The following is a 26,010-nucleotide window of genomic DNA, read 5'->3' on the forward strand; positions in this document are numbered from 1 at the left end:
CGGATACGCAGCTCAGCGTTGCCTGGACATCGTATTTTGGAATGATTCATTCTCAGTTCATGGATCTGAGTGAAGACGATTTTGAAAGTCAGGAAGATGTCGATCAGGCTGCGGAAGGCCTTGTCAATCTGCTCGATCTCGTCAAAACCGCCAACGCAGCCTTCACGGCGCTCAACGCGAATAAGGATCTGGATCTGAGCCGCTATACCGAAGCCAGCGCCCAAGCGTATCGTGATGCCAGAACGGCCCTTGAGGCGGAACTGGAAAAACCGGAAGAAGCCAGCCAGACCGTCATCTCCGCGAAAAAGACGTCTACGAAGCGGCTTATGCGGCGCTGAAAGAACGTCCATTAGTGAATACCACGCTTCTCGAACTTGTCATTCGCGCCGTCGAAGCCGCGGATTCCGACGCGTTTGTTTCGAGCGGATGGGATCGTCTTCAGACCGCTCTTGCTCCCGCAAAAGCGGCCATGACAGCGCAGTCGCAAAGTGAAATCGACGCGGCCGCAAAAGCGCTGAACAAAGCCTGGATGGACGTCCGCCGCAAACCGGACGCTTCGGCTTTGAAAAACCTGAAATAAAATTCTTTCTTGGCCCGGTTGAAACGCGTTTTGCGTAATACCAGAAACGAGAAAGTGCCGCTCTCTCAAGGCGGCAGCCCTCTGATTTCCGGCAGAATGTTCTGCCCAGAAGCCAGAGGGCTTTTTCTATGGGGCGAAGAGAACGTACGGCGAGAAAAAGACCAGAACTTTTACAGCCGGCATGAGCCGACTGCAGGTTCTGGTCTTGCATGAGAACTGGTGAGAAGGAAATCGTTTATCGCTTGGAAAAAAGCGGAAGAAAGAACCGTAAAGGGCAGGGAGCGCTTTAGAGAAGCTTGAGGACGGGCGAGAATTTCTCCAGCACGTACCAGGCGAGGGCAAGCAGGAAGACGGAATCGAATTTGGTTTTGAGAATGTCGTATTCCGCGGGCAAATGGCCGTTGTTTCGCTTGAGTCCGCCATAAAAGAACGCCATCAGATTCATCGCGCCCATGCGATCCGTCTGTAAAGTGGAGCCAAGAACAGCCGCCTGCGGATGCAGGAGAAACTTTCCAGACGCCTCAGCATTTCCTTTGTGAAATCGCGCAAATGGTACTGACGGTAAAAATCCATACCGGCGACTGCAGCCAGACATTCGAGCAGAAGCCCAAACTGGTAGTGCTTCATATACTCGTTTTCCAGTGGCTGCAGCCTGCAGCCCATCAGCGTTTCGAGGCCTTCGATTAACATGCCGTTTTCGAGCTGAATGTGGCTTCGGTTGAGAATGTCGACGGCCATACGGGAGAGAGAGAGAAGATCAGCGCGTCGTCCGGATAAAAGGTGTAGACGTAGCCAGGCGCCAGATTCATCGTCTTCAGGGCTTCGAGCCGTCCCTGCATAATCTGATTGCGCAGAGTAGCCGTTCCAAAATTGAGAAAGCCGGCCAGCGGGACAATCGGGCGGATCAGCAGTTCCGTCTCGTCTTTTTCGTACACAAGATTGTCTCCAGGCTGAGCCAGCGAGACGAGCGTCATCTTTTTCGCGCCCAGTTCTTTGGCCACACGGCCTAACGACCAGTTGAGAAAACCGCCGTCGCCATAGTAGTCCCCATCAATATTCACGAGCGAATACGCCGGGAAATAGGCAGCCGAAGCCAGAACGGCCTGCTCCGTTTTTCGGGGAAGTGAGTTCGTTTTTGTAAAGATGCGCGCCTGGTTCTTGCTGACGTTGGATGCCAGACACGCGAAGTTCAGACTGGATTTTTCAAAGGCGTCAAAGTCAAAGAGCGAGTGAAACACCTTGGAGAGGGTTTGTGTCGTCGGTCCGTTGTTCTGAAACGCCTTGACATAGGCATCAAAGCCTTTGTCGGCTTCGTCGGCTGCCTTGTGGCAGTCCGGAAAGGAAAACAGACCGTCGGCCAGACCGCTTGAAGGAAAGGAAGCAATCATCGACGAAAGATCGACTGGCTTATTCATCGCATACAGCGCGCCGACAATGGCGCCGATCGAAATGCCGGTGACCAGATCATACGTTTTTTCTGTTCCATCAGCGTCGTCAAAACGCCGATTGTATAACTGCCCCGGCTGCCTCCGCCGCCAAGGACTAATGCATGGGTATTGGAATTGTTCATACTCTCTATTTTAGGCGTCCGGATCAAGGAGCAGGTCCGGGAAGACCGTATCGATGTCCGGGTAAATCTGGCTGGGAAAACCGCGCACTGGAATCGATTTGGTCAGAGCGGTCAGGCTTTTGTTTGCGAGGCAGGAGGAGAGCTGGAAGTGCGATGAGCATTCTGTGCACCCGGCGCTGTATCCTTAAGCAGCGTCTGCAGTGCGAGAAGCATTTTCTGCGCGCAGTTTGAAATGCGCGCGAGGGAAGCGGGAAGCAGTTCTTTTCCCGAAAGCCAGGTGGCGATATAGGCAAAGGAATACTCGGAACAGTCGATGCCGCAGGCCATGCACACCACAAAGCTTACCGATTCGCTTTCCGTCTCCCGCAGTTCGGGCGACTGAAGCAGACGGTCGATGAGCGCCTGTTCTCTGGCATCCATTCGGCTGTGATCGCAGACGCCAAAATTGTGCAGAAGCGCGTGGGCGCATTCGTGGGTGAGCGTTTTAAACGCGTGGCGGGAGTTCAGCGTTTCGTTAATGCGAATGCGCTGCTCGTCATAGCGGCAGGTGCCGTTGACACCATGTTCGAGCGCGCAGCGTTCGATTTGAAAGCCGGTCAGCTTTTCGAGCAGCGGTATGGCCGGTTCGAACAAGTCGCATTCGCCTTCGAGCGTTTTAACCTGAGGCGGCGGGGGCAGCGGCTTGCCTTCGGTCTGGGAAATGTCGAAGACGGAAATGGAGCGAAAGCCGGTGCGGGTTTCGATTTTCTCCTTTGCGGCGTCTTTTGTTTTGACTTTATAGGAATACGGGGCGAGAATGCGCAGACCTTTCTCCCCTTTTTGACGTGCCGGCCAAATACGCCCTCCCACGTCTGAAAACCGGCCACCAGACTGGCCTGCGGACACTGTTTGTAGAGCAGCAAGGTATTGCGCATGGAATAGGACGGAAAGCGGGACATCGTTTTCAAATACTGGCGGTATTCATCGCCTTCGAGCAGCTGGGCAACGCCTTCATCGAGCAGGGCGAGCAGTTCTTCAATCGTTTTGTTTTTCATACATCCTCCAGAACCGATATACGAAAAACGAACGATCCCGGGCAGATGTCAAACCAGACAACGCTCCGATCCGGCCTGGTTTTGAAGGTCTGTACAAAACAAGTCTTTTGTTTGTGCAAACCAGACGATAAACTGACAACGGTTGTGTCCAGATTGCACCGTTGACAGGATATGGACAAAAGAAAACCAGACCGGGACTGTATAAAGCGGGCCGTCTGGTTTGGAACCGATTCACGAAAGAGAAAAAGGGGAAAACAATGAATCGATCCAGTACAAAAAACAAATGCACACCGCGCTTGCGCTGCTTTGCGCCTGTACGATCAGCTCGAGCATCCTGATGCTGCAGGCGAAAGAAGACCCGGCAATCCAGACCGAAACGTCCAGGCCGATGCCCGCCATGCCGAAGCGGCCAGTGGAAAAGAAAACCACGGATTCAGAAGAAAGCACAGACAATGGTTTTGCTTCCAATACACAGGAAAGCGGAAAGTCAGAAGAAAAAGCGTCCGAAGAAGTGCCTCAACAAAAGGGTGAACAAGCGGATGAAAATACCGACACCGAAGGCTTGGATGAAGCTTCTCCAGCCGATGTTCAGACGAACTGGACGTGGCTGACCTCCCAGAAGGATGGCTGCGTTCTGTATCGTCTGTATAACCCGAACAGCGGGGAACATTTTTATACCAGTTCGGCCAAAGAGCGCGAAGTGCTGATTTCCTCCGGCTGGAAAGACGAAGATACCGCCTGGAGTACGCCTGTGGAAGATGGCGAACCGGTGTACCGGCTGTACAATCCCAACGCCTCCGATCATCACTACACGAAAAGCGAAAACGAGAGAAACGGTCTGGTTCAGGCGGGCTGGAAAGATGAGGGAATCGCCTTTTATTCGGAAAGCGAATACGGCCGTACGGTGTATCGTCTGTACAATCCCAACGCCCGATCCGGATCGCATCACTATACGCTCTCACTCAAGGAGCACAATGCGCTGATTCAGGCCGGCTGGAAAGCGGAAGGAACTGCCTTTTTCGCGATCAGCGATTACGATTTCGCGCGAAACGATAACGGGGAAATCCACGGCTTTGATTCAGATCAGAACGAACTCAAAGGGCGTGTCGGCCTTTACGACGACTGGTACGAATTCGATGAAACCGGCGTTCTTCAAACCGGATGGATCGAAGAAAACGGACAGCCCGATAGGTATTCCATGCCCGACGGCCGTCAGCTTCTCGGCTTTGCGCAAGTTGAGAACGATCGCTATTTCTTCGATCTCGAAACCGGTTCGATGCACCGAAATACTCTGGAACAGGATGAAAACGGCAGCGAGTTCTGGTTTGACGAAAACGGTCGGGCCGTTTCGGGACGCGTCTTTGTTTATCCGAAAGTTGGTCAGGCCAGTGCTGAGGGCATTGTCTGGAACACGTTTGGCTGGGATGAAAATCCGGTACGGCACACTCTTCTGCGCCGCAAGCAGGAACTCGAAACGTATCGCGAAAATCCGGAGGTTCTCGTACAGTGGAATGAAACCTGCAGCAATACGCTGATTCAGGACGCGATTGCCGAATACGAAATTGTCCAGAGCGCGCTGAAAAAACAGGAGCACGTATCCGTTTCTTCGGTTTACAATCCGAACAGCGGCGAACACTTTTACACCGCCGATCCCAAGGAAATCGCAGGCCTGGTCAAGCAGGGCTGGAAAGATGAGGGCGTGCGCTTTTTGCAGCCGGTCTCTTCGAATACACCCGTGTATCGTCTGTATCAGAGCGCGAATGGCGAGCATCACTATACGTGCAGTCCAAACGAGCGGCAGGCGCTCCTTTCGATGGGCTGGAAAGATGAAAACATCGCCTTTTATTCCGCTGAAATCAATCAGCAGCCCGTGCTGCGGCTCTACAATCCCAACGCGAAAACCGGCTCGCATCATTTCACGCTCGATCGAAGGGAAAAAGAGCGGCTGGTGGAATTTGGCTGGGAAGAAGAAAACGGCAGCTGGAACGCGCTCAATCTGTATTCGTTTGTGAAGGATCCAGACGATCCGTCTTTCATTACCGCCTTTGATCCCGACGATCAGCCACTGTATGGCTTTACTTCGATTTTTGGGGATCGCTATTGCTTTGACGAAAGCCAGGGAGGACGCATGCTTACCGGCGAACAGACGTTAACCTTGAACGATCAGGTCCATGAATTTCAGTTTGGATCGGATGGAAAAATGGTGACTGGCGAAGTGCAGAAAAGCGGCGGAATCGCTTTTATGATCTCAGTGACGGCCACCGTGTGAAAAATTCCTTTGTGCAGTACGGAAATCCGAAAAAGGTTTGCTGGTACGACGAAAACGGCTGGCGCGTTTCCGGACGCAGAAACATCAAGGGCCATATGTGCCGCTTTGATGACGCGACGGGTGCACTGATGCCCGACTTTGAAGATCTCCAGCGCCAAATCGAGCAGACGATTGCGAACAGTTCCGCACGAAACGCTGAAATTTCCTTTGCGGTTCGCGTGCCCGGACGAGATGAAAAAATTGTGGTGAATTCTCATTCCCAGCAGTCGGCAAGCGTCATGAAGATGTTTGTGATGGGCGCCATTTTTGAAAACTACGAACGATACGCCGCGTTTGCGACGCCGATGCGCCTCGAACAGCAGCTTTCGGTCATGATTTCCGTTTCCAGCAACGATGCCTGGGTGTATCTGGTGAGCGTCCTGGGCGGCGGCAGTTATTCGGCCGGCATTCAGGTGCTCAACGCCTGGAACCGGGCGCACGGCTACAGTGACACGTACATGTCAGGCCGTCCGTACGGCAACTTCACTTCTGCAAAAGATGCCTCGCAGATGTTGTGCGACATTCAGGAAGGCCGTCTGAAAAACTCCAGACGCATGAAAACCCTGCTGCAGACGCAGGCCGTCCCCGGTCGTCTGCTCAACGGCATTCCCTCCGAAGCGAGAACCGCCAACAAGCCCGGCTGGCTCGATTTCTGCCAGAACGATACGGTGCTTGTTGACGCCCCTTTGGCACATACGTGATTACAATGCTCTGCGACGATCTGCCAAGTGCCGCTTCCGGTCAGAATCTGATGGGACAGGTTTCTCCGCTGGTGTATGGCTGGATGAAGGCGAACATGAATCTCGGCCAGTCCATTCCCGACTGGGCCTGAAGAGCATCCAGCCGGTTCGGAAAACCCGATCTGCATACAGAACGGTATCGAGGAACAGGAAATGCACAGACGTGCACGGAATGCATAGAGTTCCTATATATGTTCGTTGTATACAAAATATGATTGGTTAGATGGATAAACAAAGCAAGCGGTACAAAAAACATCCGCATCCATGTTTATGGTCAGCGTGCATACTAAAGAAAAAGCCCGATGGAGATCCATCGGGTTTTGCTTCGGCAAAATATTGCCGAAAAGAGAAGAAATCAATCCGACACCGATAAGAAAAGGGGATATATCTTGTCAAAACGATTTCTTCTGTCGATCGCTCTGTGCTCAGCGCTTGGCCTGAGTGCCATGCCGGCGCTGCTTGTCTGGGCTGACGAAGCGATGCATGAAAGCACGCAGGCTACCGCATCGGATCCGCAGACCATGCCGGAAAGCACACCGGAAACGGCGTCCGATCCAGAATCTGTCCTGGACAGCGAGCAGGAAATGATGCCGGATACAGCGACCGATCCGGAAACAATTCCGGAAAGTACGCCGGCCACCACGCTCGATCCGGAAACGATCCCGGAAAGTGCGCCGAAAGCGCCAGCGGACAGCACACCGGAAGCGCAGGCGCAGGACATCAACCTGTATGCGCTCGATTCCACGCAGGCAGGCTTCGTGCAGATTCCGCAAAATCTCGCCACGTCCTTCCAGCTGCCCGCAGGCACCTACTCGTTTGTGTCTCCTAATTCCTGGAACCCGAACGTGGAAATCAGTTCGACCGGTCTGGTCAAGCCGAAAGGAACCGTCTGGTACTGGTCCGGTATTTTCTGGACGAGCGGGCCCATTACCGGGGCGACAAAAACGCGTACCCAGTATGAAACCGGAAGGACGACTGTTCGCGTTACGCAAAACGACGGCAGTACGCAGGACTTTACGTTTAACGTCCTGAACTACGCCGATGACGTCTATGCGCCGCAGCGTCTGGAAGAGCTGATAAAGGAATATATTCCAGCCGGGGCAACGCCGTATCAGGTGCTGGAAGGCGCCTGCAAACTCGCCGCCAGCTTCGACTACAGCGGCAAGGCGTCCGACTGGAAGAGCATGATTCTGGTCGGCAGCGGCGACTGCTGGGCCAGTTCGTATAGGATTCAGAAAGTCTTTGAAGATTATGGAATCGAAGCGCGCGTGCGCAATGCCAACCGGGATCCCGGCGCCTTAAGCGGATACCGCAACGGCATCGCCTAAATCGAGGACCGTTATTTTGTTGCGGATGCCGGTAATGACGGAAAAGCGCCGCGCCATTATTCCATTCTTCCCAGCGACGGCTATTTCTATTCGTTCGACCGCAGTACCCAGACGAATACGCTGTATCAGTACGACGCGTTTGATACCGATGTGAAGATTCCAACCGAACGAAACGGCCACCCCGTAACCGCTCTGGGCGAGAGGGTCTTTGATAAGAGAATAAACACCGTGCATATTCCGGCGTCGATCCAGACGATCACGTCCATTCATACGACCGACCAGGGCGTCCGCTCGGGTACGTTCTCCTATGCAGAAGGCCTTCAGAACATTTACGTGGATCCCGCCAATGCAAACTATACGGACATCGACGGCGTTCTCTATTCAAAAGACGGAAAAACGCTCGTTCAGTTTCCAGCAGGCCGCAGCGGTTCCTGCACAATTCCCGCAGGCGTAACCGCAATTGGCCCAGGCGCCTTTTACTCGACGCATCTGACCAGTCTGGAACTGCCTGCCTCAATGGCATCGACTTTGGCGACCATGCCAGTGTCAAATACCGCAGCACGGCGACAAAAGGCAATCTGGCCGACGCGCAGATCGATTCCATCCCCGCGCAGACGTATACCGGTCAGCCCCTGACGCTGCAGCTAGTCGTTCGCCTTGATGGCCAGGAACTGACGCTCAATGTGGATTACACGCTGAGCTATTCCAATAACATCGAAGCGGGAACCGCGACCGTTACCGTAACCGGCATCGGCTATTACGAAGGTTCGAAAAATGCGACCTTTACCATCCGCACAAACGGCACAAGCCGGCCGGCGACCAAACGGATCATGTACCGTCTGTACAATCCAAACTCCGGCGAGCATTTCTATACCGCCGGTACGCGCGAACAGAACTATCTGCTCAGTGTGGGCTGGAAAGATGAAGGCATCGGCTGGATTGCGCCGCTTTCTTCTCAGCATCCGGTTTACCGTCTCTACAACGCGAATGCGGGCGACCATCACTGCACGATGGACGCCAGAGAGCGCGACCAGCTCATTAAGTTTGGCTGGAAAGACGAGGGCATCGGCTGATATTCCGATGACAGCCAGAGCGTACCGCTCTATCGTCTGTATAACCCGAACGCAAAAGGCACCGGATCGCATCACTACACGACCGACGAGCACGAACGCAATTACCTGGCCGCTAACGGCTGGAACGCCGAAGGCATCGGCTGGTACGGCGTTCACTAGTTCAGTCCAAGCCAATCCGAAACACTCGAAAATTCAATGCAGAAACGGCGGATTCGCCCGGGAAACTTCCAAAGATCCCGGTGCGGATCCGTTTTTTGTGTGCTGACTTGCCGGCAGGCGATCGTCCATCCCAAAATCGAAAAAGCAGAACCTCGACAAACCAAAGCACGGCAAACCAGAGAACCGGCAGGGCAGAGCGTCAATTCGGCAGAGAGCCGGCAAGACAATGCTCCGGTTCGATCGAGAGCGGACCATACAAAAAGCCTGCCGCCACAGGGCGACAGGCCGACTTTCAACCGGGATGAAAAAGATATCGATCGAAAGAAAGAAGATTCAAAGGAGAAACGGATTAGTCCATTTCGAGCGCGCCGGTGTACAGCTGGTAGTACACGCCTTTTTGGCGAGCAGGCTTTCGTGGTTTCCGCGTTCGATGATGCGTCCCTGATCGAGAACCATGATCGCGTCGGAGTTCATGATCGTGGACAGACGGTGCGCGATAACGAAAACCGTACGGCCTTTCATCAGCTCGTCCATGCCGTTCTGAACAAGACGTTCGGTACGGGTATCGATCGAGCTGGTCGCTTCATCGAGAATCAGAACCGGCGGGTTGGCGACGGCAGCACGGGCAATGGCGAGCAGCTGGCGCTGACCCTGGAAAGGGAATCGCCGTTGGCGTGAATGTACGTCTGGTAGCCGTTTTCGAGATGGTTGATGAACGAATCGGCGTTGGCGAGTTTGGCGGCGGCAATGCATTCTTCATCGCTCGCGTCAAGCTTGCCAAAGCGGATGTTGTCCATAATCGTTCCAGAGAACAGCTGCGTATCCTGCAGAACGATGCCAAGGGAGCGGCGCAGGTCCGGCTTTTCGATCAGTTCGATGTTGATGCCGTCGTACGTGATCGTTCCCTGGTTGATGTCGTAGAACCGGTTGATCAGGTTGGTGATCGTCGTCTTGCCGGCGCCCGTCGCGCCGACAAAGGCGATTTTCTGACCGGCATGCGCGTAGAGCGAAATGTCGTGCAGAACGGTTTTTCCGGGGTGTAGCCGAAGGTGACATCGTCGAAGATGACGTCGCCCTTCATTTCCACGAGCTGGTAGCCGCCGTTTTTACGCGGGTGCTTCCAGCACCAGTGGCCGGTATATTCCTTGCATTCCTGCCACTTGCCGTCGACTTTTTCGCACGGACGAGGGTAACGACACCGTGGTCGGTTTCGGAAGGCTCATCCATCAGTTCGAAAATACGGGATGCGCCGGCCTGTGCCATAACCACAGAGTTGATCTGCTGGGAAATCTGGGTAATCGGGTTGTTGAAGGAACGGTTCAGCGTCAGCATCGCCGAAATGGTACCGAGCGTCATGCCGAACATGCCGTTGATGGCGAAGTAGGATCCGGCCAGTGCACAGGCAACATAGGAGATGTAGCTGATGTTGGCGCAGATCGGCATCAGAATGTTGGCGAAGGTGTTCGCGTTGGTCGATGCCTGACAGAGATCGTCGTTGATCTTGTCGAAGTCGTTTACGACCTGCTTTTCGTGGGAGAACACTTTGACAACGCGGGCGCCCTCGATCATTTCCTCGATATAGCCGTTGGCTTTACCAAGCTGCACCTGCTGCTCGCGGAAGTAGCGGCCCGAAGAGCGGGTGATGATACGGGCAACGAGCATCATGCCGACCGAGAAGAGAACCGTCAGCAGAGCGAGTACCCAGGAAAGGCGGATCATGGAAATAAGAACCATGAGAATCGTCATGCCCGAGGAGAACACCTGCGGCAGCGACTGAGAAATGAGCTGACGCAGCGTATCGGTATCGTTGGTGTATACCGACATGATGTCGCCGTGCGCGTGGGTGTCAAAATAGCGAAGCGGCAGCGACTGCATGTGCCTGAACAGATCTTCACGCACATTATTCAGGGTGCCAAGGCTGACTTTGACCATCATGCGGTTCCATGTGTAGGTGGCAGCGACGCCAAGCAGATAAATCATGGCCAGCTGACTCAGCGCCATCGTCAGCGGGGTGAAGTCCTTCGATCCGCTCTGGACCATCGGGAGAATGTAGTCGTCAATGAGCGGCTGCTGGAACGTGCTGCCGTATACGTTGACTAAGGAAGAGCAGAGAATAAGCACAGCGATGATGATCAGCTGCCATTTGTAGCTTTTCCAGATCATCGCCATGATGCGTTTGAGTCCGTTGAGATTTTTGGACGTCCGTGCGCTGCGTTACTTTGCGGTCTCATCGGTGCCGGCATCGTCTGCGCCTCCTTTCTGCTGGGCCTGCCAGGTCGTGCGGTAAATTTCGCTCGACTTCAGCAGTTCTTCATGCGTACCGGAATCCACAAGGTGGCCTCGATCGAGAACCAGAATGCGGTCCGCATCCTGAATGGAGGATACGCGCTGGGAAATAATAATTTTTGTGGTATTTGGAATTTTGGTGCGGAAGGCTTCACGGATGAGCGCGTCGGTTTTCGTATCGACCGCGGACGTGGAGTCGTCCAGAATGAGGATTTTTGGCTTTTGAGCAGAGCACGGGCAATCGTCAGACGCTGACGCTGACCGCCGGATACGTTGGTACCGCCCTGTTCAATGTACGTGTCGTAGCCGTGCGGCATACGGGAGATGAAGTCATCGGCCTGGGCAAGCTTGCATGCTTCGACGATTTCTTCATCGGTCGCGTTTTCATCGCCCCAGCGCATGTTTTCCTTGATCGTGCCGGAAAACAGTACGTTTTTCTGCAGGACCATGGAAACCGAGTCACGCAGCGTTTTCAGATCGTATTCACGAACGTCCCTGCCGCCGACTTTAACGGAACCTTTCGTAACGTCATACAGACGCGGAATCAGGCTGACGAGCGACGACTTGGACGAACCGGTCGCACCGAGAATGCCGACGGTCTGGCCGGACGGAATATTGAAGTTAATGTCGCGCAGCACGTAGTGGCCGTCGACCTGTTCGGCATAGTTGAAGTAAACGTGATCGAATTCGACCGAACCGTCCTTAACTTCTTTAATGCCGTCCCTGGGGATTCGAGGTAGGAAACCTGGTTGATGACTTCCACAATACGCTTGGCCGAAGCCGTCGACATCGTAACCATGACGAGGATCATCGAGAACATCATCAGGGACATGAGCAGGTTCATGATGTACGTAAACAGAGACATCAGCGTACCGTCCATCATGGTCCCGTTGACGATCTGGTGCGCGCCGACGAAGCTGACGATCAGCACGCAGGCATACATGGCCAGCTGTACGAACGGCTGGTTGAGAATCATCATCAGTTCGGCCGTACGGTTGACGGAGTAGATGTCCTGGCTGCGCTTGTTGAAACGCTGAATTTCGTAGTCTTCGCGAACGAATGACTTGACTGGACGGATGCCCGTGATGTTTTCCTGAATTTCTTCGTTCAGGTTGTCGTACATCTTGAACATCTTGTTGAAGACCGGACCGGCGCGCTTGATCAGAATGCTGACCGCGATGGCGAGCAGGACAATGACCAGAAGCATGTACCAGCCGATTTCCGCGGAGAGATAGAACACCATGAACAGCGCCATGAAAAAGTTGAGCGGCGCACGGACCGCGATGCGGATGATCATCTGGAAGGCCATCTGTACGTTAGAAACGTCGGTGGTCAGACGGGTAATCAGGCCGCCGGTAGAATACTCGTCAATATTGGAAAACGAGAAGTTCTGAATGTTGCGGAATTCCGCGTCGCGCAGGTTTTTGGCAAAACCGGCGGAAGCGACGGCTGCGTATTTGCCGGAAAGGCCGCCTGTGATCAGCGCGCCCACGGCACACAGCAGCATGAGCAGGCCATAGTTCCAGACCACGGCCATATCGCCGGTGTTTACGCCTTCGTTGACCATCTTGGACATCAGAAACGGAATCAGAATGTCGAGGACAACTTCGATCGCAACCAGAATCGGCGTCAGAATGGTTTCGCGCTTATACTGCTTAATTTGTTTGCATAAAGTTGAAATCAAATTGGATTTCCTCCTTTCCTGTCAGGTTGTAAAAATCTGCGTGAGTACACGCTTGACGGTATCCAGATCTTCTGGATCGATCCCCGCAAACATTTCGGAGCGCTTCTTGTTGAGCGCACCGGATATGCGGCCGACCAGATCGCGCGCCTCATCCGTAATCGTGATGTAGCGGATGCGCCGGTCGGAACGCGACGTGTGGCGCTCGATCAGGTTCTTGCTTTCAAGACGGTTGAGCATCGAAGAAATCGTCGGGTTGGAAATCTGGAAAAGGATTCCAGATCCCGCTGGTTTACCTGAACGTCCTCCTCCTGCCGGCAGCTTAAAAACAGCAGCGTATCAAACTGCGCCTTGGTCAGACCGTACGATTTGAGCGTGGCGTTAAACTCCTTCTTCAGCTGGTTGCTCAGGATCTTGAGCAGAAACTGGACCTGCTGGGTATTTTCCTCCATCCTGTAATCCTCCTTTCCTTCCTTTCCAGAATAAACTGTACCTGTATATTCGCTGTATGCTGGATCGATTCTTCCCTGAATTTTTCCAGGAGAAACCGGAAGAAATCCAGAGATATTTCGGCTCGTTCCAGAGGAATGGGCTTCGAATCCGGCACGGCGTATAGAAATATAGTCGCCTAACAGATAGCAGGCTATAAGATAGGCGGCTAAATATTATTTCATGACAGGGGCGCTGTCAACATTTCTGACGAGGGATTTTCGACTTTCTTTTTCGCGTTATGACCACCCGAAAACGGGAGGAAAAACCGCGTAAATCCTGCGGGGAAAGGGTCGGATTTTCCCGGAAAAGCCAGGAAAAATCAGCGGAAAATCGAGCCAGTAAAAATGAAAAACAGGAATACACGATAACAAAATTTAACCGGAATAGACAGAAATTACTCCTGATGAAACGCACGGATCGAGGTCGAAACCGACACCTCCAGGCAGACCAGGGAGAGTTCGAAGAAGGGAGCAAAAAACTGGTCCGCTATGATGAGCGCAGTCATGAACGCGAGCCGCTTTCCCACAGTCTCTCCATCACGGCTGGCGATTTGACGTTTTTCCTCAGGGGCGTAGCTCACGAACATGAGGAAAGCCCAGGGATTCGCAGCCTGAGTCCTCTGCCTCTTCCTGTTGAAGAAAATCGTCGTGCGGCAGCTTTTTCTTTTCGGATATCTGGCTGCTTCTGACGAAGGAAAAACAGGAGGCCGAAACAGAATCCAGCACCCAAAAACCACGGGAAAGCCAGATAAAAGAAAAGGTCCTGTCCTGCCTGTGATTTTCGCCAGCGAAGAGGAATACCAGACGTGACCTCATGCTTCGTTCCGGCTTTCAGTTCGGATCATGGAGGCTTCGTAAAGAGCCAGGAGATACAACAGACCCAAAAGACCCAGAAGATAAAGCCATATCTTTAAAAGCTCAATCTTTAGAAGTTCAAAAGATTCAGAAGGAAACGAGAGACCAGACATAAATCAGCGGACAGCGGTAAGCTCGACGAACGCAAGCCGGAAAAACGGCTGGCTGTAACAAAGCAGTCTTCTAACCCAGCATCGGTTAATTGAAGATCCTGTATTCAAAAAGCCCATATGAAAATCAATATATAAAAAAATAGGAAAGAAATCAGAACGCAGAGAATGTCTGCTGCGGCCGCAAACCAGTTCGCTTCCCTCTGGTCTGATGAATTCATCATTGCTCCTGTTTGTGCAGGAGCGGGTAAAATAATGTCATGAGAAAAACGATGAATTTGATCTGGTCTGCACCGATTTAAGCGACCAGGGATTTGGGATAGGCCATCATGAAGGCATGACCGTCTTTGTTTCCGGACTGCTTCCCGAAGAAAAGGCGCGCGTGCACATCGTGCTGGTCAAGAAAGATTATGCGATTGGAAAAATCGTACGGCTCGAACAGGAGAGCGCGGATCGCGTAACTCCCGCCTGCGATGCAGCAGCCCGATGCGGAGGCTGTTCGCTGATGCATTTGCGCTATCCCGCGCAGCTTGAGTGGAAAGCGAAAGGACTGCGTACCCTGTTTGGGCGGGTGGATCCCTCCATACAGGTTCTCGATCCCATCGGAATGGACGAACCGTATTACTACCGCAATAAAGCGCAGTTTCCGATTGCTGTAAAAGACGGAAAGATTATCGCCGGCTTTTACCGCCCCAAAAGCAATACGATTGTCCCCATTGAGAAATGCAAAATTGAAAACCGCGAAATCAACGCGATTTTTGGCTGGCTGATCGAACATCTCGACCTCGAACAGGCCAGAGAACTGCGCCACCTGTTTATCCGCTTTTCCCCGGAAACGCATCAGGGACAGGTCGTTCTGATCGGACGGAAAAATGTCCGCCTCAAAGAGCTCGCCCAAAAGCTGCATGAAGCCTTCCCAGCCCTTGTCAGCATTGTCTTCAACCAGAATACGCGCGATGATAACGTGATTTTAGGCGATGACTACACCGTTCTCTATGGATCGGATTCCATGGAAGAAGGCTGCATGAGCCTGAAAATCCGCCTGCATTTCAAGAGCTTCTTCCAGGTCAATCCGCAGATGACCCGCGTGCTCTACGCCAAAGCGCTTGAATTCGCAAATCTGAAAAAGACAGACCGTGTCATTGAGCTGTATTCTGGAACCGGAACAATCGGTCTGCTTGCGGCAAGAGAAGCCAAAGACGTCACTGGAGTGGAAATTGTCCCGGAAGCTGTGGAAAACGCACGGGCAAACCAGCAGCTCAACGGCATCGAAAACGCCCGCTTTGTCTGTGAAGACGCCAGCGTATTCGCTAGACAGAACGGAAACAGCGCCGATGTTGTCTTTGTCGATCCGCCTCGCAAGGGAATGAGCGAACAGGGAATTGAGGACATTGTCCGTCTTTCCCCGCGCACCATCGTCTATATTTCCTGCAACCCGCGAACGCTCGCTCGCGATCTCAAGCTTTTTCAAAAGGCGGATACCGTGCTGATGTTATTCAGCCCGTCGACATGTTCAGCCACACCGCCGGCATGGAATGCGTCTCCAGACTCCAGAAAGAACCAAACGCCTGAGCGTCGATCCAGAACCACAGGCTTCATAGGACGATCCGTCATGTCGGACTTATTTGATCGTAGGTCTGCAGGTAAACCGCTCTCTTAAGAAGAAAAACGATCCGTAACCAGAGTCCTGAAGCCGAAATCCTTCAGGCCTTTATTCGTGGATCCTTAAAGAAAGTACCTGGATTGTCTTCCGTAACTAAACAGCTGTTCATTCCAGAAAGAATGTCGACAAAAGCCCTGTTTTTCTTCAAAAAACGAAAAAGTACAAAAATGGGCGAATTTCATACACTTTTAGTGTCAGTTGCAGAATTTTAAACAAGAAATATTTTCGATTGAAAAACTCATAATGAATTATCAAATAGGAAATAAAAAATACACAAGCAGGCCGTAATTTTAGGTTTGAAAGCTGTTACATTCAGGTCTGGTCATTTAACTTTACTCGGGTGAAGCTTTCAAAGCTGGACGGAACCGACACGTCCAGAGAAAGCCCGGTATGAATTTCATGCATCGATTTGATCTTGCAAAAAACGGGTATACATAAATAAAACAAACGGGTATACATAAATAAAACAGTAGAAAATTAAAACGGCGATAAAAAATAGTCAGAAAACAATTAAAAACGGCGGAAAATGGCCGAGAGGAAAAAACGCGACATATTTAAAATGACATATCGATGAAAACACGATACTCAAAAGGGAAAACGACACCGCAGGAAATTCAAAGTCAGATCGGCATCGCCAAGGATGGAAAAAGGGACTGGAGCAGCGAAAACTCCAGTCCATTTTTTCTGAAACGTAATTATTTAAGTTTATTTAATTTAAGGAATTTGTCAAGCGATCATAAAAAAATAAACATAGTTAGAAAACACTAAATACATTTAAAAACAATTAATCATGGGATAGCAGTCGATACCGAAAAGTGCCGGACGTTTGTAAAAAGGAGCTTGTCTAGGCCATAAGTAACCGATAGTATGGTAACCGAACATTCGTTGAAGCCAAATTGCATGCCGCAAGATGTGAAATGATGGGATACCTTCTCATACGATCCATCCCAAGGCATGGGATAAGGCTTATACGAGTGGTCGCATGACGGGCGAAAGGCAACACGCATTTAAACAGTTCAGAAAAAATCTTGTTAAAAATGTCCCTTTTCATAGAGTGACTCTCATAGAGGGAAAGTGATTCTCCTGCGGGAATTGTTCTGGAGGGGCGGTTGTCGCAAAGAAAAAGAAAAGGAAACCCTATTGCAAATTCAGCAGACGTGCTGGGTCGGCATAGACGCTTCCTGCCGCCGTGCGTTTCTGTTTTTCAGTGAATATGACGATATCCGCCAGACGAATGGAAAAGCAGAAAGCATACCCTGGATCGCCGTTTTCAAAGCCGTCGATCCGGATTCAAGAATGTGGCCCTTCTTTTGCCGCTTTGAAGTAGATGAAGTATGGAGGGCGATTGTGACACGAAAGAAAACTCTACGAAAACTCAGCGCGGCGCTGCTCAGTGCTGCAATGTGTTTCGGATTTCTGATCCCGGTGTTTGCCGAAGGAGAAGGAGACAATCCTTCTTTTGCGCAGACGGAGAACATGCCCGTCTCAAATACAGAGCCGTCTGCCGGCAATACCGAAATCTCCGAACCGCAGTCCGATGCATCGGCCGCGCAAGGAAATCCGGATCCTACGTCGGATCAAAGTACAGAATCTCCAGATGCTGCAGCGGATAATTCTGTACAGGACGCAGAAGAATCCTCGGATTCTTCGAGCTCTTCAGATGAATCGACTTCCGTTACCGATTCGAAACCGTCTGACTCCTACAGTGAGGCAGATGGGGAAATCGGCAAGGAAGAAATCGATTCCGCTGAAGATGCAAACGAAAAAGACGGGTCGTCTGAAGAGGAGACGCCCGCAAAGACTGTTCAGTTTGAAAAGACCGCCGATCTTATTCATGTAACAGCAAAAACGACTTCCGATATTCTTCCCGAAGATGCGGAGATGCGCGTAAAGCTCTACTCCGATCAGGATGAAGGATTCCGGGCAGCCGAAAATGCGCTGAACAGCAGCCAGGTGAACTATGACGGTTTGCTTGTCGTTGATGTCTCGTTCTGGAAAGACGAAAAGGAAATCGAACCCGAAGATGGAACCGTTGACGTCCAGATGTCCTTTAACAAGACGCTGGTCGATGACGAAAAAACGGAGAATTCCCTGCAGGTCCATCACATCTCTGAAAAAGACGGAACCAAAGTCGAACAGGTTGCCTGTGAAAGCAAGCAGACCATTCAGGATGCGAACGAAACTTATAAAGCAGAATTCAAAGTGGACAGTTTTTCTTCCTTCACGATTACCTGGACTCGAGATGAAAAGGCTACCGCCAAAATTACTTTGTCTGCGGTAGATGAAGAGGGCAACAACTTCAAGCTTCACAAGTACCTGTAACCGTCGAAAGGGTTTCAGATTCTGTAATCATTCGCTTGGAAGCGTATGCTCGGACACATGCTCCAGATGGTTATGAGTATGTTCAAGCGAAGAAGACTGTAAGTGTCAAACAATCGACGGGTATACGCGAGACTGAATATTAGATACGCTAAACGGGATCCCTTTCGAGATCCCGCTTGGCGTATTTTTTATTCTTCATCGTTTTCTTCATACTTCGGATCCGGTCCACGGTATCCAATTCGAAGATATTCAGGTAAATCCTTTGAATACGGCAGAAGTGACTTCAATACATCTACCGCGATTTCATCGTCTTTGAACCATTTGAGTTCATCCAGAACGTACTCCATGTAGCGCTCTGGATTTAAGTCGTTCATTTCAGCCGATCGAAACAAAGTCATAAACGCTGCGACGACTTCCGCACCTTTGATACTCTTCGTAGTCTGGAAGTTTTTGCGATTGATCACGAATGGCTTTACGGCTCTTTCTGCCACATTATTGTCGATCGGATAATCACCGTCTTCCAGGTACCTTCCCAACGAGTTCGCTCGATCCATGAAGTACTTGGCTGCTCTGTAGGCGGTGCTTCTTTCCTCGAATCCACTCTGAATCTCCATCATGACTCTTGTGAGTCTTTCAAAGCAGGGCTTTGAAAGTTCCTGCCGAACTTCGGTTCTCGCCTCGTGCGAGTAAGAAGCAACGTGGGATTCGATGTGGTAGAGCTTCCCGAACAGAGACAGGGCTGTGAGCAGAATCTGGAGACCCGGACTTGGTTCGGGTCTCTCTGTTTCGTCCAGCTGGGCTGCCGCTTCTGCGGCCTCTTCGTCGTTCTCCAGTGTGGTCTTTTCCCACTTCAGGACGTCTGCCTGATACTGCGCGAAGTCTGACCGGACTTTGATGGCTTCGAAGATCTTTCTTCTCGCATGGGCCATACAGTTGAGCTTTCTGCAGGGGCCATAGTAGTTGGCATATGCATAAAGCCCGTCTGTCATAAGGGCATGACGAAAAGAACCGCCAAGGAGGGCGATTACGAACTCCTGTTTCTTGTAAGGGAAAAACTTATAGACAGCCATCTGGTTCTCTTCATAGATTCCGCTGACGGCGACAACCATAGAAGACTGTTTTCGATCTTTAACCTCCGTGCACTTTAAAACCGTCTCATCCATATGGACGACGTTACAGTTTGGGAGATCCTCAATCATTTGTTTTACGAGGGGCTTCAGATAAAGATCGTAAGTTTTTTCCAGGATGTTGCCCATGGTCTGACGGCTGATCGGCAGTCCCGTGAGACTCAGGTGCTTTTCCTGACGATAGGCCGGGGTTCCCATTACGAACTTATCGTAGGCAATTCCCGCGACCATAGAGGAAGTTGCGACACTCTTGTCGATCAGTGCAGGCTCGTCAGGTTCGGCGGTGCGGATGATGGCTTTCCCGTTTTCATCCGTACACTTGTTTGGGCACGCGACTGTCTCACGCAGCACTTCTTCCAGCCTATAGCGAGCGGGAATCCGATGAATCCTATAGTGACGTTTCATTCCAACAGTTTTCATCTCACAGCCGCAAACTGGGCAAATGCGCTTTTCCCTTCTACACTGAAGGTAGTGGTTTCTTTGACCGCTTCCTGCTTTCTGCACTTGGTGGAAGGTTTTTCTTGCTTCCTTCAACAGAACTGAGCTTTAAATCTTCAGCTTCTTTACGATAGCGGTCTCCCTCTTCCTGATATTTCGCAGCCCGGTTAAAACAAACATCGGCTTTCAGATCAAGCTGAGCCAGCTGTTTATTCAGAATATTGATATCTGGGCCGCCGTCCTCGTTTTCAGAGTAATCCAGTTTCAAGGGAACCATCTTTTCCGTAGAAGGACCAAAGCGGCCGCTTTTCACGGCTTTATTGATTTCTTTAGCGAAATAGAGATCCAGGTACATATCCTCAATAAATTTGTCTTTCTCTTCTTCCGTCATGGTGCTGATCTGATGATGAAGATCTTCGAGGAGCTCGTTGCGGATTGTCTGGTAAGGGTTCGGCACATTCATGTATTAATTTTAACATATTTAGAGCGATAGATAAAGTAAATGGGATGATTTATCTTGATATTCCTTCAAGAAAATCATCCTTTTAAATTGGTTTAAACATACTTATAAGTTCGTGGCAGAAATGCCGGCTGGGGAACAATCGACAGACCGGAAAGCAGAGAAGCCAGCTGCGAACAGTCAATTCGCATGAAGTCGGACTGGTCAGTGCTGACAGGCCACTGAAGGGAAGATCTGGAGAGTCGCTTATAAACAAGCCAGAATCCATTTCCGTCACGAAGGATACCTTTGATCTTGTTCTTCTGTCGATTAACGAAGAGAAAGAGGGATCCATCCAGCGGATCCAGAGCGAGAGGTCCTTGAACCAGGGAGACGTAACCGTCAATTCCTTTGCGAAGGTCAGCAGGCATCTGAGCCAGATAGATGTTTTTAACTTTGGAGAAATCGATACCGAGATCGATTGCAGGGATGATTGATTCCATGAAAAAGCCTCCTTGAATAAAGGAATTATCCCAAGGAGGCGGTCGAGAAAATACCCGTCTTTTATTTGACGCTTACAGAAGACTGGCGGAGGTAGCGTTTATATTATTGATGAGATTCAGTTAACCAAGAGTAAAAAGGTATTACTGCTTCTTACTGCTATAAGAATGAACAGAGTTATTCTGAGACACAATCTTTGGATTACAGCTTCTCAGCGGATTTGGTCTATCGGAAAAAGACACCTGATATGTATGTGTTGAACTTCGACAATAACGGTGGACCTGATCTTGTCCTGCAACCAAAAACAGGGCAGCGAGGAGAAATCGTCACTCTTCCAGATGTGAACGTAGAACGACCAGGATATAAATTCCTGGGCTGGTCTATTTCAAAGGATCTGCGAAACGGTAATGGAGATCCTCTGTATCCAGCCTCTACGCCTTATCAGCTTACGCAGGAGAATCAAACGCTTTACGCAATCTGGCAAGATGAGAGTGTTAATTTGCCTGCAGAGTTCTATATCCGGTTAGATGGTGAGATCCCATTCGAACCGAGTGATTACAAGACTGGCGATTACACGGACATGATCAAGATTGAGGGAGCAATTCAGGAAGAACGTTGGATTATTGACAACAGCCATAACGGTTATGTGGAAAAAACGACCCGAAAGTCAACGCCTTAAATGATGTTTCACAAAAACTGAATGTCCTTCCGACCGCAGATCAGATTCAAAATGTGATGAAGAAAGCAGGCCATGATTTTGATCCGGAAACTGATTATGTGCTCTGGTATGTGCAAAAGCTTCAAAACCTTTCCGAAAATGAAGGAAAAGGAAGATGGCATGTAGACGGAGTTGTATTGAAAAAGCAGCTTGTCAACGTTACATACAATCGAAACTGTGATGATAACTCAGTCCAGGTACCTTCTGGATATCAGAAAGAGCTTGGGACTGAGATCACAGTAGGTCATGACAGTGATGGAAAAGAAGTTGTCCCTGAGCGCGTTGGATATATTTTCCTTGGCTGGACGAAAACTCCGGATGGAACTGGACAGACGATCTATCACAGTCTGGATCCTTACATTCTGAACGAAAATACGACCTTTTATGCGCAGTGGGCTTTGGATTTGAAACAGCTCATTGTTCGAAAAAGTGTTGTGGGTAACTTTGCGGATCGAACGCAGAAGTTTGAGTTCCACGTTCGAGTGTTAGATAGCGACTACAAGCCTTATCTGTCTGCAAACTCAGCGATTGAGCCTGACGACGCAGGATGGTACACATTTGATCTGAGTAATGGTGATCAATGCATTTTCAATGTTCCGCAAGGCGGTCATTATCAGGTGTGGGAAGATCCATTGGGATACACCGCATCCTACAAAATCACCACTCAAACGAAGACGGAATCTGGTAGTACGAACGATACTGGATCAAAAGAGTTTAACGGGGAAACAGTGGTAATCTTCCAGAATGAAAAGCAGGGAACTGTTCCTGGTGGTCTTCACGATGACAGTGAAGAAAATTCAGTTCTTGTTACCGGCGGTGCTTTAGGCATTCTGGCTCTCGCAGCCTATTCCTTAATTTTCCAAAAGGAACGTGAACATGAGCAGCGCTAAAAGCAAAGGGAAAACCACACCTGAGAAAAAGAAAAAATGAGCCCGGAATCCTGCAAGAACATGGAGGATCTGGCTCAGTTCATTTCCCAGATGAAATTTACCAAAAGACTTTTGGCGGTGTAAGTGAGCTGAGCGTATGGCGTCAGATGGAAGAATTGCAGAAAGCCTATCGAACCGTCATGGCGTGTCAGGAATCGTACTACCGAGCTTTGCTGGATGAAAAAGATCTGGAAATCCAGAAACTCAAAAGCAGCGATTCCTCTTCGCTTAGCGAATAAAAATTTAAATGCTCCATATAAGAGGTTAGAAATCAATGCAAAAAAGAAAGCAAAACCAGTTACCCCGGAAGCAGTGATTGCTCGAAGGCGAAAGGATTTACTGGATCGGCGAGACATCAAATCCTTTCTGACTCGGCTGGCGGGACTAATCCTCTTCATTTATGTCCTGTTTGGCGTCGTCTTCCGACTCACAATCGTTTCCGGTGATGACATGAAACCTGCACTTCGGTCTGGTGACATTGCTCTGGTCTACTGCTTTCCCTCGAATTTATGGAACAACGATATCGTTTCCTATGAGGCAAACGGTAAAGTCCGGACCGGAAGAATTGTCGCACGGCCCGGCGATACGGTAGAAATTACCGAAGATGCGAAGCTGAAAGTAAATAACGGAACCGTCAGTGAAGGAGAGATTTATTATTCCACCCCTGCATACGATTCAGACGTTACGTACCCATTGCTTCTTGGCGACAATGAATATTTCATTTTGAGCGACTTTCGAGAAGGCGCAGCCGACAGCCGGCAGTTTGGCCCTGTTGAGCGGGAAAACATTATTGGAAAAGTTTCCACGATTCTCCGCCGCGTCTCTCTCTAAATTCAGCCGCCCTTTCAAAGATTTAACTTTGAATAACAAATCATAAAAAATTTCTCGGAATTTGGTTTATGTCGGTCCAGGGCTTATACCGATTCATTGAGAAATGTGAAAGAGGAAAGAAAATGAAAAACTTTAAGTCTCTCGCAGCTCTTACAGCAGCAAGCATGATTTCTCTGGCTAGCGTAGCTACTCCGATCTTCGCAGCTGAGGGCAGTACACCAACATTCAACACAACTTTAACTACTCACGATGGACATCACCCTGCAACAGCTACAACCTTCTCCTATACGATCACGCCTGCTATAGGTGATTCTGAATGGTCTGAGACGGCTGCTGGAGGTACGATTTTCAACGGTGAAGCTGCACCCAATCTGCATGTAGAAGCTGATGCAGCTCCAGAAGATGTTGATACTACTAAAAATATTATTGAGTACACCCAGAGCAGGATCGTATGTGACAACGTAAATGCTTTTAAAGGAGCCGGTGTATTTAAATACACGATCAGCGCTGATGACAAAACTGGTGATAACTACCACGGAGTTACTGTGGATACGAAGACTTACGATCTGTATGTAAACGTAGAATGGGAGGGCACCAATAAGGTAATCAAGAGTTATACCTTCAGAAAGGCTGGCACAGACGTAACCGATCCAGCAGGCAAGGAAGATGACCTCGTGTTTGCGCATGAGTATGATACGCGTCCGCTGACTGTCTCCAAAACTGTAGGTGGTAATCAGGGAGACAAGGCGCAGAAATTTGACTTCACGCTCACTGTTACGAAAAAGCCTGGACAGACATTCACCATTAAAAGTAATAACAATCAAGAGATTACTCCGGCCACTAGTACAGCAGATGATCAGGTGACTTACATCTTCAAACTTGCTGACAGTGAATTCGTAACGATTGACGGTTTGACAGCTGATGATATCTACACAGTAGAAGAGCAGAGAGCTGGGTATGAAGCAAAACACAGCATTAATGATGCGGCTGATCTCCCTGGATCCAAAGCTGAAAACATTGCAATCAACGATGGACAGGAAGATAAAATCAAATTCACCAACACCAAAGATGGTAACGTTCCCACGGGTATCCTGATGACTGCTGCTCCTTATGTAGCTGTAGTTGGTCTGGGCGGTGTATTCGCTGGCATGTTCTTCCGTCGTAAACGCGAAGACTAATTTCGGATCATCGAATCTGGAATAGACGAATTCATAAGAAGATTTAGAGCTTCTCATGAACAAAGGAGAAAGAGTTAAATGGACAGAGCTGCAAAACTGGCCCGGATGGGAGATCGACTGATCAGTTTCATCGCAATGATTCTTGTTCTTTGCATGATGCTGTACGGCGGCTATTCTCTCCTGGACAACTGGCGCTTGTCGCAGGCAGGCTTTGGTTCCGATCTGATGAAATACAAACCGGCTCCTGGCCAGTCCTGGTCAATGGATGAACTGGTGGCGATGAACAAAGACGTGATCGGATGGATTACGATCGATGATACACATATCGACCAGCCGATTGTTCAGGGCAAGGATGACATGGAATATGTGAATAAGGATCCTCTGGGAGACTTCTCTCTTTCGGGTTCGATCTTCCTTTCCTGTCTGAACAGCCTGGACTTCTCGGATCCCTATTCGCTGCTGTATGGACATCATATGGAAAACGGCGGAATGTTCGGAGATCTGACGAAGTTCCTGAAAAAGGACTATTTCGATGATCACAAAACGGGGACGCTGTATTCTCTGGATTCGCAATGGGATATCGAAGTGTTTGCGGTACTGAAAACTGATGCTGCAGACCCGGACGTATATTCCATTCCGCAGGGAGCTTCGACTCTTGACGGACGATTCCTGGAACGGCTCAAAAAGACTGCCAGCAGTACCGCGATATCGGCGTAAAGCCGGATCAGCAGATCATTGCTCTTTCGACTTGCTATGACGTTGAAACAAATGGACGCGTCCTTCTCTTTGGCCGCATCCAGAATAAGCAGGAGGTGAAGAATGCTAATGAAAATTCGTATGAACAAAATTAAGCATCTTCTTCTTGCCGGTCTTCTATTCGTGATGTCCTTTCAGCCGATTTCGGTTTACGCGGCGTCTTCAGTCGATGTAAACATCCCGGTTTCCACCTTCTTTACGGAAGGAAAACCGAAACCGGGTCCCGAAGTATCGGTTGTAACGGAATTCCGACTTGAAGCTGTTGACGGCGCACCGCTTCCTCAGAAAACCGTACTTCGCATTAACGGCGAAGGGAAAGACTGGTTTGGAAATATCACGTATACCGTCCCTGGCGACTACTATTACGTGCTCGTTTCCGATCTGATCGAGGGAGACAACTGTGAACTGCTGATTGAAGACGATACGACGATCCGCGTTTCGATCACGAATGGTGAAGACGGCCTGGTGGCTGTCGTGAAGGCCTATCCGTCAATGGATCATGCGGCGTCGGATCAGGCGAAACGCGATACCATGCAGGAAATTCAGTACAAGCCGACGATCGACCCGGGCGATGACAGCTCGGACACTTCCTCCGGCTCCAGCAGCGACAAGTCTGATTCAGGCAATAAGCCAAGTGATTCAGGAAGCAAACCTGGCGGTTCGAATGGATCGGGAAGCAACTCCAGCTCCTCGAATCCCCCACCAAGGGCCATGGACCGAACACTGCCGCAGCGCTTAGTGCCAACCTTTGGATCTGGATTGCTCTTTCCGCAACGATCATTCTGATCTTCACGCAGAGAAAGCTTTCCCGTGATAAATCGAACCGGTAAGCGCCGGGCAGAAGAAGAAACAGCCTAAAACGCTTATCCATTTCTATCCGCTTAGTGCGGAAC

29 protein-coding genes and 2 pseudogenes are annotated in these 26,010 nt (G+C 50.2%); 19 read left to right on the top strand and 12 right to left on the bottom strand.

From position 1 onward, the window contains the following. The first annotated feature begins 41 nt into the window (after positions 1-41). Together KWG61_RS05880 and KWG61_RS05885 are read left to right on the top strand one after the other, a co-directional pair. A complete protein-coding gene (locus KWG61_RS05880) occupies positions 42-338 on the top strand; it encodes a hypothetical protein (protein ID WP_242745242.1) in 297 nt (98 codons plus the stop codon). Positions 339-352: 14 nt separating this feature from the next. Next, the gene (locus KWG61_RS05885; protein ID WP_242745243.1) at positions 353-580 is read left to right on the top strand and encodes a hypothetical protein; all 228 of its coding nucleotides are present in this window, start codon (positions 353-355) and stop codon (positions 578-580) included. A gap of 286 nt (positions 581-866) precedes the next feature. Here KWG61_RS05885 and KWG61_RS05890 read toward each other — a convergent pair whose 3' ends face one another. From KWG61_RS05890 to KWG61_RS05910, 5 genes are all read right to left on the bottom strand, one after another. Continuing rightward, positions 867-1,034 (bottom strand): hypothetical protein, encoded by a 168-nt coding sequence (locus tag KWG61_RS05890; RefSeq protein ID WP_242745244.1) that lies wholly within the window; start codon positions 1,032-1,034, stop codon positions 867-869. Beyond that, a complete protein-coding gene (locus KWG61_RS05895; RefSeq protein WP_242745245.1) occupies positions 1,022-1,270 on the bottom strand; it encodes a hypothetical protein in 249 nt (82 codons plus the stop codon). The genes KWG61_RS05890 and KWG61_RS05895 overlap by 13 nt, the downstream gene beginning before the upstream one ends. Further along, the gene (locus tag KWG61_RS05900; RefSeq protein ID WP_367614340.1) at positions 1,264-2,127 is read right to left on the bottom strand and encodes a patatin-like phospholipase family protein; all 864 of its coding nucleotides are present in this window, start codon (positions 2,125-2,127) and stop codon (positions 1,264-1,266) included. Before KWG61_RS05900 ends, KWG61_RS05895 begins: the two co-directional genes overlap by 7 nt. 134 nt (positions 2,128-2,261) lie before the next feature. Continuing rightward, complete coding sequence (locus KWG61_RS05905) at positions 2,262-2,783, bottom strand: SprT-like domain-containing protein (RefSeq protein ID WP_242745247.1); 522 nt, start codon at positions 2,781-2,783, stop codon at positions 2,262-2,264. Further along, positions 2,747-3,184, bottom strand: a complete 438-nt coding sequence (locus KWG61_RS05910; RefSeq protein WP_242745248.1) for an ArdC-like ssDNA-binding domain-containing protein — start codon at positions 3,182-3,184, stop codon at positions 2,747-2,749. Before KWG61_RS05910 ends, KWG61_RS05905 begins: the two co-directional genes overlap by 37 nt. Before the next feature lie 283 nt (positions 3,185-3,467). On the opposite strand from KWG61_RS05910, the gene KWG61_RS05915 reads away from it, so the two are divergent. The 7 genes from KWG61_RS05915 (at position 3,468) to KWG61_RS17155 (ending at position 8,792) form a co-directional block, all read left to right on the top strand. Continuing rightward, positions 3,468-5,453 carry a hypothetical protein gene (locus KWG61_RS05915; RefSeq protein WP_242745249.1) on the top strand — a complete coding sequence of 662 codons (1,986 nt, stop codon included), beginning with the start codon at positions 3,468-3,470 and terminating at the stop codon, positions 5,451-5,453. Beyond that, positions 5,450-6,193 carry a serine hydrolase gene (locus KWG61_RS05920; protein WP_242745250.1) on the top strand — a complete coding sequence of 248 codons (744 nt, stop codon included), beginning with the start codon at positions 5,450-5,452 and terminating at the stop codon, positions 6,191-6,193. Before KWG61_RS05915 ends, KWG61_RS05920 begins: the two co-directional genes overlap by 4 nt. Next, positions 6,190-6,324, top strand: coding sequence for a hypothetical protein (locus KWG61_RS16045; protein ID WP_256460797.1), 135 nt, complete (start codon positions 6,190-6,192; stop codon positions 6,322-6,324). Before KWG61_RS05920 ends, KWG61_RS16045 begins: the two co-directional genes overlap by 4 nt. Before the next feature lie 297 nt (positions 6,325-6,621). Further along, positions 6,622-7,560, top strand: coding sequence for a hypothetical protein (locus KWG61_RS05925; protein ID WP_230268035.1), 939 nt, complete (start codon positions 6,622-6,624; stop codon positions 7,558-7,560). A 150-nt stretch (positions 7,561-7,710) separates the two neighbouring features. Continuing rightward, a complete protein-coding gene (locus KWG61_RS05930; protein WP_230268034.1) occupies positions 7,711-8,196 on the top strand; it encodes a leucine-rich repeat domain-containing protein in 486 nt (161 codons plus the stop codon). Positions 8,197-8,243: 47 nt separating this feature from the next. Next, positions 8,244-8,633 (top strand): hypothetical protein, encoded by a 390-nt coding sequence (locus KWG61_RS05935; RefSeq protein ID WP_230268033.1) that lies wholly within the window; start codon positions 8,244-8,246, stop codon positions 8,631-8,633. A gap of 36 nt (positions 8,634-8,669) precedes the next feature. After that, on the top strand, positions 8,670-8,792 hold the full coding sequence (locus KWG61_RS17155; protein ID WP_353887485.1) for a hypothetical protein: 123 nt from the start codon (positions 8,670-8,672) through the stop codon (positions 8,790-8,792). Positions 8,793-9,141: 349 nt separating this feature from the next. On the opposite strand, the pseudogene KWG61_RS05940 reads toward KWG61_RS17155, so the two are convergent. From KWG61_RS05940 to KWG61_RS05955, 4 genes and pseudogenes are all read right to left on the bottom strand, one after another. Then, positions 9,142-10,961: pseudogene (locus KWG61_RS05940) on the bottom strand (ABC transporter ATP-binding protein). Positions 10,962-11,006: 45 nt separating this feature from the next. Next, positions 11,007-12,762, bottom strand: a pseudogene (locus KWG61_RS05945) (ABC transporter ATP-binding protein). 21 nt (positions 12,763-12,783) lie between these two features. After that, positions 12,784-12,999, bottom strand: coding sequence for a MarR family winged helix-turn-helix transcriptional regulator (locus KWG61_RS05950; protein ID WP_242745251.1), 216 nt, complete (start codon positions 12,997-12,999; stop codon positions 12,784-12,786). Further along, entirely contained in the window at positions 12,969-13,211 is a 243-nt protein-coding gene (locus KWG61_RS05955) for a hypothetical protein (RefSeq protein WP_242745252.1), read from the bottom strand. The genes KWG61_RS05950 and KWG61_RS05955 overlap by 31 nt, the downstream gene beginning before the upstream one ends. 278 nt (positions 13,212-13,489) lie before the next feature. Here KWG61_RS05955 and KWG61_RS05960 point away from each other — a divergent pair, with 278 nt between their 5' ends. The 3 genes from KWG61_RS05960 to KWG61_RS05970 all read left to right on the top strand — a co-directional run bounded on the left by KWG61_RS05960 (position 13,490) and on the right by KWG61_RS05970 (position 18,200). After that, the gene (locus tag KWG61_RS05960) at positions 13,490-13,939 is read left to right on the top strand and encodes a hypothetical protein (RefSeq protein ID WP_242745253.1); all 450 of its coding nucleotides are present in this window, start codon (positions 13,490-13,492) and stop codon (positions 13,937-13,939) included. A 559-nt stretch (positions 13,940-14,498) separates the two neighbouring features. Continuing rightward, the gene (rlmD, locus tag KWG61_RS05965; protein WP_256460840.1) at positions 14,499-15,875 is read left to right on the top strand and encodes a 23S rRNA (uracil(1939)-C(5))-methyltransferase RlmD; all 1,377 of its coding nucleotides are present in this window, start codon (positions 14,499-14,501) and stop codon (positions 15,873-15,875) included. A 1,143-nt stretch (positions 15,876-17,018) separates the two neighbouring features. Beyond that, positions 17,019-18,200: a hypothetical protein gene (locus KWG61_RS05970; protein WP_242745255.1), complete on the top strand. Its 1,182-nt coding sequence runs from the start codon at positions 17,019-17,021 to the stop codon at positions 18,198-18,200. A gap of 188 nt (positions 18,201-18,388) precedes the next feature. On the opposite strand, the gene KWG61_RS05975 is transcribed toward KWG61_RS05970, so the two are convergent. The 3 genes from KWG61_RS05975 to tnpB form a co-directional block, all read right to left on the bottom strand. After that, positions 18,389-19,747, bottom strand: coding sequence for a transposase (locus tag KWG61_RS05975; protein WP_242743384.1), 1,359 nt, complete (start codon positions 19,745-19,747; stop codon positions 18,389-18,391). A gap of 37 nt (positions 19,748-19,784) precedes the next feature. Next, positions 19,785-20,228, bottom strand: coding sequence for a hypothetical protein (locus tag KWG61_RS05980; protein WP_242743428.1), 444 nt, complete (start codon positions 20,226-20,228; stop codon positions 19,785-19,787). A gap of 92 nt (positions 20,229-20,320) precedes the next feature. Beyond that, entirely contained in the window at positions 20,321-20,707 is a 387-nt protein-coding gene (gene tnpB, locus KWG61_RS05985; protein ID WP_230268547.1) for an IS66 family insertion sequence element accessory protein TnpB, read from the bottom strand. A 194-nt stretch (positions 20,708-20,901) separates the two neighbouring features. Between tnpB and KWG61_RS05990 the strand changes: the two genes are divergently transcribed. From KWG61_RS05990 to KWG61_RS06015, 7 genes are all read left to right on the top strand, one after another. Continuing rightward, the gene (locus KWG61_RS05990) at positions 20,902-21,384 is read left to right on the top strand and encodes an InlB B-repeat-containing protein (protein WP_242745256.1); all 483 of its coding nucleotides are present in this window, start codon (positions 20,902-20,904) and stop codon (positions 21,382-21,384) included. Between the two features lie 56 nt (positions 21,385-21,440). Beyond that, entirely contained in the window at positions 21,441-22,313 is an 873-nt protein-coding gene (locus tag KWG61_RS05995; RefSeq protein WP_242745581.1) for an InlB B-repeat-containing protein, read from the top strand. 146 nt (positions 22,314-22,459) lie between these two features. Further along, a complete protein-coding gene (locus tag KWG61_RS16050) occupies positions 22,460-22,591 on the top strand; it encodes a hypothetical protein (protein ID WP_256460907.1) in 132 nt (43 codons plus the stop codon). Continuing rightward, positions 22,530-23,183 carry a signal peptidase I gene (gene lepB / locus KWG61_RS06000; RefSeq protein ID WP_242745257.1) on the top strand — a complete coding sequence of 218 codons (654 nt, stop codon included), beginning with the start codon at positions 22,530-22,532 and terminating at the stop codon, positions 23,181-23,183. The genes KWG61_RS16050 and lepB overlap by 62 nt, the downstream gene beginning before the upstream one ends. Positions 23,184-23,305: 122 nt before the next feature. Then, entirely contained in the window at positions 23,306-24,361 is a 1,056-nt protein-coding gene (locus KWG61_RS06005; protein ID WP_230268333.1) for an FctA domain-containing protein, read from the top strand. 78 nt (positions 24,362-24,439) lie between these two features. Then, positions 24,440-25,078 carry a class B sortase gene (locus KWG61_RS06010; RefSeq protein ID WP_242745258.1) on the top strand — a complete coding sequence of 213 codons (639 nt, stop codon included), beginning with the start codon at positions 24,440-24,442 and terminating at the stop codon, positions 25,076-25,078. Positions 25,079-25,198: 120 nt separating this feature from the next. Continuing rightward, complete coding sequence (locus KWG61_RS06015) at positions 25,199-25,903, top strand: hypothetical protein (RefSeq protein ID WP_242745259.1); 705 nt, start codon at positions 25,199-25,201, stop codon at positions 25,901-25,903. The last annotated feature ends 107 nt before the right edge of the window (positions 25,904-26,010 follow it).

Origin of the sequence: Allobaculum sp. Allo2, assembly GCF_022701175.1 — a bacterium.
In the GTDB taxonomy this organism is placed as follows: domain Bacteria; phylum Bacillota_I; class Bacilli_A; order Erysipelotrichales; family Erysipelotrichaceae; genus Allobaculum; species Allobaculum fili.